The sequence below is a fragment of the Streptomyces sp. SP17BM10 genome (assembly GCF_036322405.1).
Taxonomy (GTDB): Bacteria; Actinomycetota; Actinomycetes; order Streptomycetales; family Streptomycetaceae; genus Kitasatospora.
In genome coordinates, this window is the sequence record NZ_JAQYXB010000471.1 from 25,277 (window position 1) to 37,968 (window position 12,692).

Sequence of the window (12,692 nt, forward strand, 5' to 3'; positions counted from 1 at the left end):
CTGCACCGGCACGCGCCGATCCTCCGTCCCTCCGGGGCCTTCCGCCCCGGCCCGCGCACCGAACTGCTCGTGTTCCGGCATGGTCGCTCCCTGCACCACCCCCACGTGACGACGCTTCGCTCTCACTCGATTACCCGGAGCGATCACTTCGTGAACGTTGCGCCCGGAGCGCGGCCCGACCGTTCGCGCCCGGCATTCGGGGGACGGCCCGACCGTTCGCGCCCGGCATTCGGGGGACGGTCCGCCACCGGCCTCCGGCGCCGTTCTGCGGAATACCGGACATACCCCCGCGAAGACGGGGCACAAGGACCGGCGGCACACCGCCTACCGAGGAGGTCGAACCATGGTCCCGCTCCTGCTGGTCCTTCTGCTCGCCCTGATCCTGTTCGGCGCCGGCTTCGCGCTCAAGGTGCTGTGGTGGGCAGCCATCTTCGTGCTGATCGTGTGGCTGCTCGGATTCGTCGCACGGGGCACGTCGGCGGCCGGTGGACGGAGCCGCTGGTACCGCTGGTAGCCGCTCAGTAACACCGGCCGGCGCTACCGGCCGCTCCCCGCGGTGGGGCCGTCCGATCCGGGCGGCCCCACTGCGCGTCCGCGTGCACGCCCGGGGCCTCGCTCAGCACGTGCGGCTGACGGTGGCAGCCACCAGCCCCTCGACCAGACCCTTCCTGCCCCGCTCGCGGCACCAGCGGCGCTGCCGGTCGGCGCCGCTGCCGAGGCGTTCGAGGCCGCGCCACAGCTCGGCCACCCGGCCGGTGTCCCCCGCCGCCGCGAGACCGGGGGCGACGTGGGCCCGCAGCTCCTCGACGACGGCCCCGGCCGGACGGGCCGTGCCGTCGGACGGGGAGACCAGCCGGCCGTGCAGCCCGGTGCGGGCGGCGTGCCAAGTGGCCGCGCGCAGCAGTTCGTCGGGGGTGTCGGGACGCGGGCGCCCGGCCCGTTCGGCGAGGACCGCCGAGGCCGCCAGCGCCCGGATCAGGCCGGCGAACAACTCCGCGTCGGCGACGGTCAGTTGGACGTCCGTCGCGCGGACCTCCACGGTCGGGTAGCGACGGGACAGCCGGGCCTGCCAGTAGAGCTGGCCCTCGTCGGCGATGACCCCGGCGGTCCGCAGCGCCGCCACCCGCCGCCGGTGGTCGGCCGCGTCGCGGAAGGCCGGCGGCGGGCCGCTGACGGCCCACTGGTCGAAGTGGACCGTCCGCCAGCTGGCGAACCGGGTGTCGGCGCCGCGCCAGAACGGCGAGTTGGCGCTCAGCGCGATCAGCACCGGCAGCCACGGGCGCAGCCGCACCAGGACGCCGAGGCGCTCCTCCTCGTCGTGGACGCCGACGTGGACGTGCATGCCGTTCAGCATCAGGTCGTCCACCAGCGCGGGCGCCTGGCTGCGGGCCCGCCGGTAGCGTTCGCCGTCCGTGACGGGCACCCGACCGGCCGGGCCGAACGGCGCCGACCCGACCGGGACCACCCGGCACCCGTGCTGCGCGGCGGCCGCGTTCAGGCCCGCGCGCACCCTGGTGAGGTGACGGGCCACGTCGGCGAGGTCCTCGCACACCGGCGTCGCCGTCTCCACCTGGACCTGCAGCAGTTCGTGCTGGGCCTCCGCGGGCCGCAGCGCGGCCGCCAGGGAGGCGGTGGCCAGGACCTCGGCCGCGCGGGGCAGCGGCACGCCGTCCCGGGGGTCGACCAGCAGGTACTCTTCCTCGACTCCGAGTGTCAGCATGCCCGCACCGCTACCCCGAAGCGCCGATCGCACACGGGCCGGTCGCACACGGGCCGGCGGCGCACGGGCCGGTGGCGCACGGCGCCGGTCGCAGGTGACACGGCGGGTGGGACTACGCGTCCCGGAGCCGCGCGGCGTCGAACTCGGCCCAGATCGTCTTGCCGAGGGCGTGCGGCTCGGCGCCCCAGCGGTCGGCGATGCGCTGCACGATGAACAGGCCGTGGCCGCCCGGCAGGGCGGGGTGGTGGGGCTCGCGCGGGGCGGGCAGGTCGGTGCCGCGGTCGCTGACCCCGATCCGCAGCCGGGTGCGGGTGAGGTCGAGGACGAGCTCCAGCGGGCCGCCGCCGTGCAGCACGGCGTTGCCGACGAGTTCGGCGACCACCAGGACGACGTCCTCGGTGATCCCCCCGGCGGCACCCGGTGGCCCGGAGGCCGGGCACCAGTCGCCGAGTGCCCGGGCGGCGTGGGCCCTGGCCCGCGCGACCGGCGCGGGGAGCCCGGCGAGGGGCAACCGCCTCCGCTGCCCGCCGACGGGCAGGAGGGGCCGCGCCCGGAGCGGGCCGCCGTCCAGTGCTCCCCGGCTCATCGACATGTGCGGGCACCCTTTCGGATCGACGATGCTTTCGCGGCCCGGTTTCCCGGCAGCCTTCGGATTATGCCTGCCCCCTCCCCCGTCCGCGCCCGGAAGGGGGAGGTTCCGGGGCCGCGCTCTTCAGGACTCCAGGGCCGCCTCGACCGAGTCGTGGATCGAGAACACCGTGCGTGCGCCGGTGAGTTCCAGAACGCGCATGACGGTCGGCGCCACCGCCGCCAGCCGCAGGTCCAGCCCCACCTTCTCGGCCTCGATGCGGGTCCTGAGCAGGAGGTTCAGCCCGGAGGAGTCGCAGAAGGCCACCTCCCGCAGGTCGATGACGACGGCGGCCGGTCGCCGCGCGACGAGTGCGGCGAGCGTCTCGGCGGCCGCGGCCAGCGTCTCCACGTCGAGGTCGCCCACGAGCGCGCACACGAGGGCTCCGGTTCCCGTGGCGCGGCTGCGCACCTCCAGGCCTGGCCTGGGCGCGGTGACCACCGGGCCGGTGACCGCCCGGTCGTCGTCGAACGGCAGCATGGTCGTTCCCCTCCTGTCCCGTGACGGCACGACGGCGGCCTGGTACCCCGGATCGGGCGATCGATGCGGCCGCCGGCCGTGAAGATTTCATGGAGGACGCTCCCGCGCAGGAAGCGGCGCGAAAACGTTCCCGCCCAGGTGGCAGCCGTTTCCCGGTCGCGCGCGCCCTGCGGTAGCCTCCGTGGCGGTACCCACCGCCCCTGGAGCAGCGACCGGCACCGCACGGTCGGCCCCGGGGGTGCGCACGACCGGATGCGGGCCCCGGCCCGGCGTTCTACGGAGGCGACGTTCGATGGCTGGTCCCACCACGTCCAACGGCTCGCGGAACGGGCCGGGCACCGCGCTGGTGAACGAACCCGAGCTCCGGCAGCTGCTCGCGGGCCTCACCGCCGTCCGGGACGGCGACTTCAGCACCAAGCTGCCCGGTGACGCGCACGGGCTGCTGGGCGAGATCGCCTCCGTGTTCAACGGGATGGTCGACCAGCTCTCGCACTTCACCTCGGAGGTCACCCGGGTCGCGCGGGAGGTCGGCACCGACGGGCGGCTCGGCGGCCAGGCGCAGGTGCCGGGGGTGTCGGGCACCTGGGCGGACCTCACCGACTCGGTCAACGCGATGGCGGGCAACCTCACCTGGCAGGTCCGCGGCATCGCCCAGGTGACCACGGCGGTGGCCCGCGGCGACCTCACCCAGAAGATCGAGGTCGACGCCCGGGGCGAGATCCTGGAGCTGAAGAACACCGTCAACACGATGGTCGACCAGCTCTCCTCCTTCGCCGGGGAGGTGACGCGCGTGGCCCGCGAGGTCGGCACCGACGGACGGCTCGGCGGCCAGGCCCGCGTCGAGGGCGTCTCGGGCACCTGGCGGGACCTCACCGACTCGGTGAACTCGATGGCGGGCAACCTCACCGGCCAGGTCCGCGCGATCGCCCAGGTGGCGACCGCGGTCGCCGAGGGCGACCTGTCGCAGAAGATCACCGTCACCGCCCGGGGCGAGATCCTGGAGCTGAAGGAGACCATCAACACGATGGTCGACCAGCTCTCCTCGTTCGCCGACGAGGTGACGCGCGTGGCCCGCGAGGTCGGCACCGAGGGCCGGCTGGGCGGCCAGGCGAAGGTCGGCGGCGTCTCCGGCACGTGGAAGCGGCTCACCGAGAACGTCAACGAGCTCGCGGGCAACCTGACCCGGCAGGTCCGCGCGATCGCCGAGGTCACCAGCGCCGTCGCGGCCGGCGACCTCACCCGCTCGATCACGGTGGACGCCTCCGGCGAGGTCGCCGACCTCAAGGACAACATCAACTTCATGGTGGAGTCCCTGCGCGAGACCACGCGCGCCAACGAGGAGCAGGACTGGCTCAAGACCAACCTCGCCCGCTTCTCCGCCCTGATGCAGGGCCGGCGCGACCTCGGTGTCGTCGCCGAGTCCGTCATGGACGAACTCGCCCCGCTGGTCGACGCGCAGTGCGGCGCCTTCTACCTCGCCGAGGACGGCCCCGAGGGCACGACGCTCCAGCTCGTCGGCTCCTACGCGTTCCCCGACGGCGAGCGCCCCACCCGCTTCCGCCTCGGCGAGTCCTTCGTCGGCCAGGCCGCGCGCAGTCGGCGCACCATCAGCGTCGACGCCCTGCCGCCCGGGTACCTGGCGGCCTCCTCCGGTCTCGGGCGCAGCGAGGCGCTGTCGCTGATGGTGCTGCCGATCGTGGTCGAGGAGCAGGTCCTCGGCGTGATCGAGCTGGCCTCCGTACAGCCGTTCACCCAGGTCCACCGGGACTTCCTGGACCAGCTCATGGAGACGATCGGCGTCAACGTCAACACCATCATCGCCAACGCCAGGACCGACGAGCTGCTCGGCGAGTCCCAGCGGCTGACCGCCGAACTCCAGGCGCGCTCGGCGGAGTTGCAGGCCCGACAGGAGGAACTCCAGGTCTCCAACGCCGAACTGGGCAACAAGGCCGAGCTCCTGGCCGCGCAGAACCGCGACATCGAGACCAAGAACCTGGAGATCGAGCAGGCCCGCCAGGAACTGGAGGAGCGCGCCCACCAGCTGTCCCTCGCCTCGAAGTACAAGTCGGAGTTCCTGGCCAACATGAGCCACGAACTGCGCACCCCGCTCAACAGCCTGCTGATCCTGGCCCAGTTGCTCGCCCAGAACCCCACCCGGAACCTGACCGCCAAGCAGGTCGAGTACGCGGGCATCATCCACTCGGCCGGCTCCGACCTGCTCCAGCTGATCAACGACATCCTCGACCTGTCCAAGATCGAGGCCGGGAAGATGGACCTGAGCGTCGACGCGGTGCCGCTGCACTCGCTGCTCGACTACGTGGAGGCCACCTTCCGCCCGATGACCGGGCAGAAGAACCTCGCGTTCGCCGTCCGGACGGCACCCGGGGTGCCCGGCGGGCTGCGCACGGACGACTACCGGCTGCGCCAGGTCCTGCGCAACCTGCTGTCCAACGCCGTGAAGTTCACCGAGCACGGCCGGGTCGAGCTGCGCATCGAGCCCGCCACCGAGGCCGAACTGCCCGACGGCGTCCGGCGCGGCGGCCCGGTGCTCGCGTTCCGCGTCACCGACACCGGCATCGGCATCGCGCCGCAGCACCTGGAGACCGTCTTCGGCGCCTTCCAGCAGGCCGACGGGACCACCAGCCGCAAGTACGGCGGCACCGGCCTCGGACTGTCCATCAGCCGCGAGATCGCCTACCTGCTCGGCGGCGCGATCACCGTCGAGAGCACGCTGGGCCGTGGCACCGTCTTCACCCTCTACCTCCCGGTCGAGCACTCCGAGGTCGCGGGGGGCGAGCCCGCGGCGGTGCCCAGGCCGCCGGGCGGCTTGGTCCCGGGGCCGGCCGCGGAGCAGGACCACGATCCGGCCGACCGCGCCCACCCCGAACGGCCGCGGCGCCTCCTCGTGGTGGAGAGCCGGCCCAACGGCCTGCTGACGCTGGTGGCCGAGAACGCCGTCGCCGACCTGGCCCGCTACTCCGCCGGCCACCGGCAGGTCGAGATCGTCACCGCCGTCGGTGCCCAGGAGGCGGCGAGCGCCCTCGCCACCGCGCCCTGCCACTGCGTCGTCCTGGAGCTGGACCTGCCGGACGGGACGGCCGCGACCCTCCTCGCCGAGCTGGAGGGCGACCCGGCCCTGCACACCGTCCCGGTGCTGACGCACAACAACCGGGGCGTCACCGCCGAGCACGCCGACGCCGTCCGCCGGCAGGGCGACCGGCCGCTGGAGCTCATCTCCAGCCTCGACGAGCTGCGCGAGCGCATCGCCCTGCACATGAGCGCCGACCGCCCCGGCGGCGCCCTGTCGTCGAAGCGCGGTCAGGAGCGGGTGGCGCCCTGGAGCCCCGGCGGCGAGGCGGCGCTCGCCGGCCGGACCGCGCTCGTCGTCGACGACGACGACCGCAACCTCTACGCGATCACCAGCATCCTGGAACTGCACGGCATGCGGGTGCTCCAGGCCGAGAACGGCCGCGCCGCGCTGGAGTCCCTCACCGCCCACCCCGGGATCGACGTCATCCTGATGGACGTGATGATGCCCGAGATGGACGGGTACACGGCCACTGCGGCGATCCGCGCGATGCCCGAGCACGAGGGGCTGCCGATCATCGCCGTCACCGCCAAGGCCATGATCGGCGACCGCGAGAAGAGCCTGGCGGCGGGCGCGAGCGACTACATCACCAAACCGGTCGACGCGGACGAGGTGATCAGCCGCATCACCCACCACCTGACGCGGTAGACGCATACCGGAGCAGCGGTCCAGACCCCAGGAGCCACCACCGTGCAGCAGCCCCACGAGCCCCTCGCCACCGGACGCCCCCCGGCGGCCGAGCCGGGAGCCCCCAGGGTCGGTGCGCAGCGCAGCGCGGCCGGCGGCGGAGGCGGCATCGGCACCCCCGGCGCGGCCGGCGGCAGCGGCACCCCACCGGACCAGGAGCCCGACCGCACCGCGGCGGCCGTGGGCCTGCTCGCGAGCACGGTGGAGCGACTGCGCCAGGAACTGGACCAGGCACAGGCAGGATCGGCGGGCCGGGCCGTCGTCGAGATGGCCGTCGGCGTGCTGGTGGAGCGCCTGCGCTGCGCGCCCACGGAGGCGGCCCGGCAACTGGAGCTCCTCGCCGAGCAGGCGGGGGTGACGACGCTGGCGCTGGCCGCCGACCTGCTCAACCAGGCCGCGGCGGACCGGATCTCGGCGCTCGCCCGCGACTTCGTCGCCGGTGCGGCGGCCCCGCGCGAGGATCCGGTGGCGCTGCGGCTGCGGAGCACGGAGGCGGACACGATCGCGGGCGGCGACGCCGCGACGGCCGCGCGCTCGATGCTGGAGCACGCCCTGCGTCCGCTCGGCGTCGCGGCGGTGGCCGTCTGGGCGGCCCACCCCGACCTGTCCCTGTCACTGGCGGGCAGCGCCGGTTTCCCGCAGGAGGAGGCCCGGCGCTGGCGGCACGTGCCGCCGGGCGTCCCGACGCCGGCCCGCCGGGCGCTGGACGAGCGCGCGGCCGTGGGGTACCACACGCTCGCCGACGCCTCGCTCCCCTCGATCGGCCAGCACGACATCCGCGGCGGGCGGCTGGCCGTGCCGGCCGGCCTCGGCGGCCGGCTGATCGGGGTGCTGGAGATCTGCTGGCGCGAGGCGCTGCCCCGCCAGTCCCAGCCGCTGCAACGGCAGTTCGAGGCGCTCGCCGAGGTGGCCGCCGCAACGCTGGAGTCCTGGGACGAACGGAAGTCCTCGGCCGCCGACCCCGCCGACGCGCACTTCGACGAACTCCGGCAACTGACGGACGGTCTCCTCGACCCCTGTCTCGTGCTGCGGCTGGCGCCGGACGACGAGTTGCCGCCGCGGTTCGTCATCCGGCACGTCAACCCGGCCTTCGTCGACTTCGCCGGCCGTCCCAACGGCGCCATCGTCGGCACCCGCCTCCTGGAGGCGTACCCGCTGGCCGCCGAACCGGGCGGCCTGGCCGAGAAGATCGAGCACGTCTTCGCCACCGGCGAGCCCTTCCGCGCCCAGGGCATGCGCCTCGCCGCCCTCGTCGACGGGGTGCCGCTGGCCACCCGCGCCCAGGTGAGCATCAGCCGCCACGGCACCCACCTGGTGGTCGTCTGGCGGCTCGACGACGGCACCCCTCGGGTCGCGCGGCTGCTCCAGCACGCCCAGCGCCTCGGCCGCATCGGCGGCTTCGAGGAGAACCTGCGCACCCGCCAGATCGCCTGGAGCGACACCCTGTTCGAGCTCCACGGCCTGGCGCCCGGCGCCCCGCCGATCGCCCTCGACCAGCTGGCCGAGCACGCCCACCCCGACGACCGGCACACCATCGGCCGCTTCCTGCGCACCCTCCTGCACCACCGGCGGCCCGCGTCCACCGCCTTCCGCCTCCAGCGCCCCGACGGCGTCACCCGGCACATCCGCGTCGTGGCCGAGCCGGTGCGCGACCCGGGCAGCGGGCTGCGCACCGTCCGCGGCGCCTACCAGGACATCTCCGCCCAGCACTGGACGGAGGTCGCGCTCGCCGCCACCCGCGACCAGCTCGCCCAGAGCGAGCAGCAGGCCGCCGAGCGCAGCCGCCTCGCCCTCCAGCTCCAGCACGCCATCATGCCGCCCGCGCGCGGGCCCCTGGACCTGCACGACCTGCGCGTCGCCGTCCGCTACCGCCCCGCCGAGAAGGACCACCTGGTCGGCGGGGACTGGTACGACGCCCTCGCGCTGCCCACCGGCGACGTCCTGCTGTGCGTCGGCGACGTCGCCGGGCACGGCATCGAGGCCGCCACCGGCATGGTCGCGCTGCGCAACGCCCTGCGCGGCCTGGCCGCCACCGGCGCCGGCCCGGCCCAACTGCTGAGCTGGCTCAACAGCGTGACGCACCACCTCACCGACAACGTCACCGCCACCGCGGTCTGCGGCCTCTACGAACCCGCCACCCGGCGCCTGCGCTGGGCCCGCGCCGGCCACCCGCCGCCCGTCCTCCTGCGGGAGGGCCGGGCGAGCACCCTCCCGCAGGTCGGCGGCATCCTGCTCGGCGCCCTCGACCAGGCCGACTACGAGGAGGACGAGTTCGTCCTGCGGCCCGGCGACACCCTGGTGATGTACACCGACGGTCTGATCGAGCGCCGCGACGAGTCCCTCCAGGCGTCCCTGGCCAACCTCACCGCCCTCGCCGAACGCGCCCACCGGGAATCGGCGACGGGAGGGGACGGCCTGGAGGGCCACCTGGACCACCTGCTCCAGTACAGCAGCGCCGACACGGACGACGACACCTGCCTGGTCGGCGTGGCGGTCCGGTAGAGCGTGCCCTCAGCTCGTCCCGGTGCCGCCGAGGTGGTGGACCTCCGTGGTCGCGGTGCCGTCGAGGAACCGCTCGGCCACGGCATCGTCGGCGGTCGCCCCGGTTCCGCCGGGACGGGCCGGGTCGCCCCCGCGAAGAGATTCAAGCCTTGGTCAAATTTGCTGCGGTGCAACCCGATCCGCCGTGCCGCTCGTCCCTGTTCCCGTCCGGCCCGGATGCGTTCCGGGAGGCCAACGGCCGGGCGGGCGTTGATCGTGAACGAACGCTGACGCCATGCCAAGCCTCTCGATCGCCGGAATGCGGTGCCATGACAAGGATGTGCTAGTAATACGAATAATGACGCCCCTCGGGGAGGCGGGGAACCCGGGACCACACATCGGACATGGCGGCCTCGGGCCCTCACCGGGACGCCTGGGCGTCACGCACGAGGGGACCGCTGTCCATGATCCATCCCGTCCGGTTCTTCCTGCTGGGCACGATGCGGGCACAGTACGGGGACGAGGGGCTACCGGTCGGATCGCCGCTGCAGCAGGCGATGCTGGCCGCACTGTTGTTGCGCGACGGCCGGGCGGCCGGCGCCGGGGAACTCATCGAGGCACTGTGGGGCGACGAGGCGCCCGCGAGCGCGTCCGCCATGCTGCGCACGTATGCGTGGCGGTGGCGCAAGGTGCTGGAGCACGACAGCGACGCCCCGGTGATCCTCACCTCGGTGGGCGACGGTTACCGCACCGTCGTGCCGGCCGGGGCCGTGGACGCGCTGCACATGGAGAAGCTGGCCGCCGCCGCGATCGGCGCGGCGCGCGGCGGCGAGGACCCCGCGCAGGTGCGGCGGCTGTTCGCGGAGGCGCTGGAGCTGTGGGGCGGCGAGCCGCTCACCGGGGTGCCGGGGCCCTACGCACAGCAGCAGCGCACCCGGCTCAGGGAACTGCGGACCAGCCTGCTGGAGGAGCGGTGCGCCCTGGACCTTGAGCTGGGCGACACCGCCCTCGCCGTCCCGGTGCTGCGCGACCTCACCGCCGAGCACCCGCTGCGCGAGCGACCGTACGCACTCCTGATGCGGGCGCTCTACCAGAACGGCTGCCAGGCCGACGCGCTGGCGCTCTTCGACCGGGCCCGCCGGCTGCTCGCCGAGGAGCTGGGCGTCGACCCGGGCCCGGAGCTGCGCGAGATCCACCAGCGGATCCTGCGCAACGACCCCGCCCTCCTCGGCCCGGCCGCCGTGCGTCCGGCACCGGTCGTGCAGCCCGGCCCGGTACCGGCCCACCTGCCGGCCGACACGCCCGACTTCACCGGCCGGGAAGCCGAACTGGAGGCGCTGCACAGCGCGCTCGCCGCGGCCGTGCGCGAGCCGTCCGTGGACGCCGCGCTGCCCATCGCGGCGATCTCCGGGATGGGCGGAGTGGGCAAGACGGCGCTGGCCCTGCGGGTCGCCCACCGGCTGCGCGCCGGCTTCCCCGACGGCCAGCTGTACGCGGACCTGCGCGGCGACCAGGACGCGCCGGCCGACCCGAACGTCCTGCTGGCGAGCTTCCTGACGGCCCTCGGCATCGCCCCGGGCGCCGTCCCCGAAGCCCTGGAGGACCGGGCCCGGCTCTTCCGCTCGCTGCTGGACGTCCGCCGGGTGCTGGTCGTGCTCGACAACGCCCGGGACGCCGCCCAGGTCCGCCCGCTGCTGCCCGGCTCGGCCCGCTGCGCGGTCCTCGTGACCGGCCGCGCCCGGCTGTTCGGCCTGGCCACCGCCGTCCAGGTCGACCTGGACGTGTTCAGCGTCGCCGAGGCGCGCAGGCTGCTGGCCCGCACGGCCGGCGCCGAGCGGGTCGCCGCCGACCCGGCGGCCGTCGGCGAGCTGATCCGGCACTGCGGGCGGCTCCCGCTGGCGGTGCGGATCGTGGCGGCCAGGCTGGCCTCGCGCCCGTCCTGGACGGTGGCCCGGCTGGCCGACCGGATGGCCGCCGAACAGGACCGGATGGCCGAGCTGCGGCTGGGCGACCTGGCCGTGGCCGGGGCCTTCGAGTGGGGCTACCGCCAGTTGACGGCCGAGCAGGCGGACGCGTTCCGGATGGTCGCCGCGGTGTGCCGGCCGGACATCGGCGTTCCGGCCGCGGCGGCCGTCCTCGGGACCGGGCCGCGCCACGCCGAGGACCTGCTGGAGTCGCTCGTCGACGCCGGCATGCTCACCGCCCCGCGGCCCGGCCGCTACCGCTACCACGACCTGCTGCGGGTGTTCGCCCTCCAGCTCGCCGGCCCCGACGGCGCCGAGCAGAGGACCGCCGGGGAGTCGGCCGCCGACGAGGTGACCACGGCGCTGCGCCGCCAGCTGCGATTCCTGCTGGCCAACGCCACCGCCGCCTTCCAGCAGCTGGTGCCCGGCGATCCGATCGGCACCGCGCTCACCCCCGTGCCCGCCCCGGGCGCCACCTTCGAGGACGCCCAGGCGGCGGCCGACTGGGTGGCCGAGGAGTTCGAGGCGGCCATCACCGCCGTCCTCGCGACGGCGCACCGGGCGGCGCCGGCCGAGGACGTCCGCGTCGCCGCCGACCTGCTCGTCGCGCTCAGCCCGTTCGACGCCGACCCGCGCTACGAGCGCCTCACCGGCGCCGCGGCCGCCGTCGCGCAGGCGGCCGACGCGCTCGGCGACCAGCGCTCGCTGGGCCGCGCCGAGTTCATCCGCGGCAACCTCGCCGTCCAGGCGGCCCGGCTGGACGAGGCCGCCGAGCACAGCCGCCGCGCCGCCGACGCCTGCCGGGCCGGCGGCGACGTGGTGGTGCTCCAACAGGCATTGAACGACCTCGGCGTGCTCGCCCAGTTCCGGCACCGCTACCAGGAGGCGGTGCACCACTACGACGAGGCGAACTCGCTGGCCCGCGCCCTCGGCCACCGCGCCGGACAGACCGCGACGGCGCTCAACTCCGCCCTCGCCCAGGTGCGCGACGGCCGGCCCGCCGAGGCCGCCGCCGCCTGCCGCCGGCTCCTGCCCGGCCTGACCGACGCGGAGGAGTGGACCGGCCTGTCCTACGCCCTCTACGTGCTCGGCCTGGCCTCGCACGAGCTCGGCGAGCACCGGCAGGCCGTCACCGCTCTGGAGGAGTGCCTGCGGATCTGCCGGGCCGCGGGGATCCCGCTGCGCGAGGCCCAGGCCCGCTACCGCCTGGCCGACACCCTGCGCCTGCTGGACCGTCACGGGGAGGCCCTCGACCAGGCGCTGCGGGCCGTGGCCGACTGCCGGGAGCTCGCCGCCGAGCGGGACCGCGGCCACGCCCTGGTGGTCACCGCCAGGACGCTCGACGGCCTCGGCCGCACCGAGGAGGCACTCGAGCGGCTGCGCGAGGCGGAGGAACTGTTCGACGGGCTCGGACTGCCCGACGCCGAGGACGTGCGACAGGTGCTGGCCCGCCTCGACGGCTCGGCCGGCTCGGCCGACGCTCCGGAAGCCACCGGCTACGTGGTGGGCGTGGCGTAGCCCGCCGGAGCCGGAACGGCGACCCCGGCGGGCGGTGACCCCGCCGGGGTCAGGATCCGGTGTTGTTCCAGACCTTCATGTCGCGGGCCCTCCCTCGCTGCTCCCGCGCGGTTTCGTGTGGTGTTC

Annotated in this window: 7 protein-coding genes; 4 read left to right on the top strand and 3 right to left on the bottom strand. The window is 74.9% G+C overall.

Annotated elements, in window-relative coordinates:
- Positions 1-343 precede the first annotated feature (343 nt).
- Positions 344-514: a hydrophobic protein gene (locus PUR71_RS06685; RefSeq protein ID WP_329925403.1), complete on the top strand. Its 171-nt coding sequence runs from the start codon at positions 344-346 to the stop codon at positions 512-514.
- A 102-nt stretch (positions 515-616) separates the two neighbouring features.
- Here PUR71_RS06685 and PUR71_RS06690 read toward each other — a convergent pair whose 3' ends face one another.
- The 3 genes from PUR71_RS06690 to PUR71_RS06700 all read right to left on the bottom strand — a co-directional run bounded on the left by PUR71_RS06690 (position 617) and on the right by PUR71_RS06700 (position 2,828).
- Positions 617-1,720, bottom strand: a complete 1,104-nt coding sequence (locus PUR71_RS06690) for a carboxylate-amine ligase (protein WP_329925404.1) — start codon at positions 1,718-1,720, stop codon at positions 617-619.
- A gap of 112 nt (positions 1,721-1,832) precedes the next feature.
- The gene (locus PUR71_RS06695) at positions 1,833-2,312 is read right to left on the bottom strand and encodes an ATP-binding protein (RefSeq protein WP_329925405.1); all 480 of its coding nucleotides are present in this window, start codon (positions 2,310-2,312) and stop codon (positions 1,833-1,835) included.
- A 120-nt stretch (positions 2,313-2,432) separates the two neighbouring features.
- Complete coding sequence (locus PUR71_RS06700) at positions 2,433-2,828, bottom strand: STAS domain-containing protein (protein ID WP_329925406.1); 396 nt, start codon at positions 2,826-2,828, stop codon at positions 2,433-2,435.
- 292 nt (positions 2,829-3,120) lie between these two features.
- On the opposite strand from PUR71_RS06700, the gene PUR71_RS06705 reads away from it, so the two are divergent.
- The 3 genes from PUR71_RS06705 (at position 3,121) to PUR71_RS06715 (ending at position 12,566) form a co-directional block, all read left to right on the top strand.
- On the top strand, positions 3,121-6,564 hold the full coding sequence (locus tag PUR71_RS06705) for a HAMP domain-containing protein (protein WP_329925407.1): 3,444 nt from the start codon (positions 3,121-3,123) through the stop codon (positions 6,562-6,564).
- A gap of 42 nt (positions 6,565-6,606) precedes the next feature.
- The gene (locus PUR71_RS06710) at positions 6,607-9,105 is read left to right on the top strand and encodes a SpoIIE family protein phosphatase (protein ID WP_329925408.1); all 2,499 of its coding nucleotides are present in this window, start codon (positions 6,607-6,609) and stop codon (positions 9,103-9,105) included.
- Between the two features lie 443 nt (positions 9,106-9,548).
- Complete coding sequence (locus PUR71_RS06715) at positions 9,549-12,566, top strand: AfsR/SARP family transcriptional regulator (protein ID WP_329925409.1); 3,018 nt, start codon at positions 9,549-9,551, stop codon at positions 12,564-12,566.
- Positions 12,567-12,692 lie beyond the last annotated feature (126 nt).